This is a genomic window from Paraburkholderia antibiotica, from assembly GCF_012927125.1.
GTDB classification, from domain to species: domain Bacteria; phylum Pseudomonadota; class Gammaproteobacteria; order Burkholderiales; family Burkholderiaceae; genus Paraburkholderia; species Paraburkholderia antibiotica.
In genome coordinates this window covers 1-2683 of sequence record NZ_JABBFZ010000056.1, presented here as the reverse complement: position 1 = coordinate 2683, position 2683 = coordinate 1, and the positions used below count along the sequence as shown (strand labels likewise).

General features: G+C 65.5%; 1 protein-coding gene. It reads right to left on the bottom strand.

What is annotated here, in order from left to right:
- Positions 1-2683 (bottom strand): beta strand repeat-containing protein (locus tag HHL14_RS32660; RefSeq protein WP_206002633.1); only part of this gene is annotated, 2683 nt, incomplete at both ends.

The window sequence follows — 2683 nt, the reverse complement described above, 5'->3', positions numbered from 1 at the left end:
ATGGTGACGTTTGCGCCTGCAGTGAGCGTGCTGCCATCGTTCGCGACCGCGCTGGCCTGCGAGTCGCTGTGGCTCGTGCCGCCGCCCACGCTCACGGTGACCTTCACGAGCGCGGGGGCCTTGCCGCTTGCTGCCGCCGCCGGCGCGCCGTACACCGCGAGCGCGGCCTGCGCCACGTCCAGCGCAGCGAGGCGGGCGTCATGGGTCTGGCTTGCCTGGGTCAGGCTGCGGTTCACGGTCGCGATGGTGTCGCCCACCACGCCGCCGAGCGCGACGCTCACACCGAACTGGCTGGCACTCTGGCTCAGGCTGCTTTGCTGCGCATCCGTGCCTGCATCGAGATTCACGTTTTTGCCAATGAGCGTCAGATCCTTCGCCGCTGCCAGATCCGAGCCCTGCACCGTGAGGTCCTGTTTCGCGTCGAGCGTGACACTGCCGTTGCCGCTCACGATCTGGCTGCGCATCGTGCTTTGCGTCTGCGAGGCAGTGTCCTGAACGCTGTGGCTGTTCGCCACCCCGACGCTGAAGCCGGTGGAAGTGCCATTGCTGCCCAGGCTGCCGATCTGCTGGCTGCTCGATTCCTGATGGCCTGTCGCGGTATCGACGCCCGCGAGGACGTTGATCGCGCCCTGTGCGGCGCTCAGGTCAACCCCCTGTGTGCCGCTGATGCCCGAGCCCACGACGTTGATGTCGCCGGTCGTGCTCTTCACGACCACGCTGTTACCTGACACAACGGTCGCCGTCTGGGTGGTCGCCGTCTGGTTGCCGTTCGAGTCACTGCGGCTTGCGTTGTACGGCGACGGGCTGGTGCCGCCGCTGTTCGCGGTGCCGCCCACCCAGCGCGCCAGGTCGCCGGGGCTGGGCGTCGCCAGCGAGATGCCCATGCTCGAACTGGACGACTGCGTGCCCTGCTGCAACTGGTCGGTCGACGCCTCCAGCGTCACGTTGCGGTTGGCCGTAAGCGAGGTGGTGCCACCCGCGCTGACCGTCGAGCCGATGACAGTGAGATCGCCATCCACCGGATTGCCGTTCGCGTCCTTCACCGCACCGCCCGTCGCGGTGATCGACACGTTACCGGCGCCGCGGATGGCGCTGCCGCTGTTCGTCACGCTCGACAGGTCGGTCGTGCTCGAACTCTGGCTGTGGCCGTACGACACGGAGATCGACGGCACATCCGCCGCGCTCGCACCGATCTCGTTCGCCACGCTTTGCACACGCTGGAAGCTGCTTCCGGACGACGCATCCGCCTTCAGGTTCCGCGCCGTATCGAATGGCGTACCGGTCACCGCGACCGTCACGCCGCTTGAATGTGCTTCCTGCTGGTCCTGCGACTGGGCAGCGTCCTGCCCCGGGTCAATCGTCACGTTCTGGCCGGTGATGCTGATATTGCCCGTCGCACCCGATACGTCTCCCGCCGCCTTGCCAGCGACGATGTCGCTGCCACCCACATGCACATCCCCGTCTGCCGAAATCGAGACGTTCCCCGCGACGCTGCCCACCATACTGCGCGACTGGCTCTGCGTCACCGACGTGCCGTTATAGCGATCGCTCTGCTCGCTCGATCCGATTGTGACTCCAAGGCCACCCGAGCCCGACAGCCCCGACTCCTTCACCTGGTGGTACTCGCTATCCTGCAGCGTGTCCGTTGCCGCGGTGATGCTGACGTTGCCCTTCGCAGCCAGCGAGACGTCACTCGTGCCAACAATGTTGCTGCCGGTGACGTTGATATCCTTGCCGCTGATGACCGATACGCTGTCCGCCGAGACCGTACTGCCATCGGCATACGTCGCAGTCTGGTCCACCTGGTCGACAGTGCTCTTGTGGCTGGCCACGCCGTTATGGCTGGACGTCGCCTGCGAATCGCTGACTTGCGTTTCCGTCGCCGCACCGATATTGACGTTGTTCGCTGCCGCCAGCGTCGCCGTCCCCTGGTCGAGATTGATCGTGCTGCCGATGACGTTGATGTTGTTTCCCGACGCCACGGTGAGGGAGTTGCCGGCGTTAAGCGTCGTCCCCGTCAGGGTATCGGCTGATGTATGTTGCGACGCCGAATAGCTGCCGTGATGGTCGCTACCCGAACTGTTGCTATCGATGGTCGAAGTCGTCTTCGCCGCCTGCAGCGTCACGTCGCCGTTCGCCGCAATCGTCCCGCCGCCGCCAAGGCTGATATCGGCGCCCGTCGCCGTCAGATTACCGCCGACGCCAATCTGCGAAACGCCGCCCACCTTCACCGTACTACCGGTCGCGCTGTTGATGTTCGTATCCGACACACCATTCGCGCCATGGACCACCTTCTGCTCGCCGGTCTGCACGGTGCCGATGTCATAGTTGCCGCCCACGGCCATGCCGAGATTGCCGCCGACATTCAGGTTGCCGCCGTTCTGCTCGACGTTCCCACCCGTCACGATGGCCGCGTTACCCGTCACGTTCAGGTTCGCGATAGGGCCGAGCGTGGTCGTCGTCCGTGTCGCGCCCGTCGCGCTCACCTGATTGACGGTATTCGCCGCCGTGTTGAGGATCAGGTCGCCACCCGCGTTCAGCGCGAGGCTCCCGGCGTTCACGGTGGCCGAGGTCAGGTCGACATTGCCCGTCGTCGCCAGCGACATGAGGCCGCCGCTTTGCAACGTGCCGAACGCGTTGTTGATCTGCTCGCCCTGAATCGACAGCGTATTGCTCGCCTGCA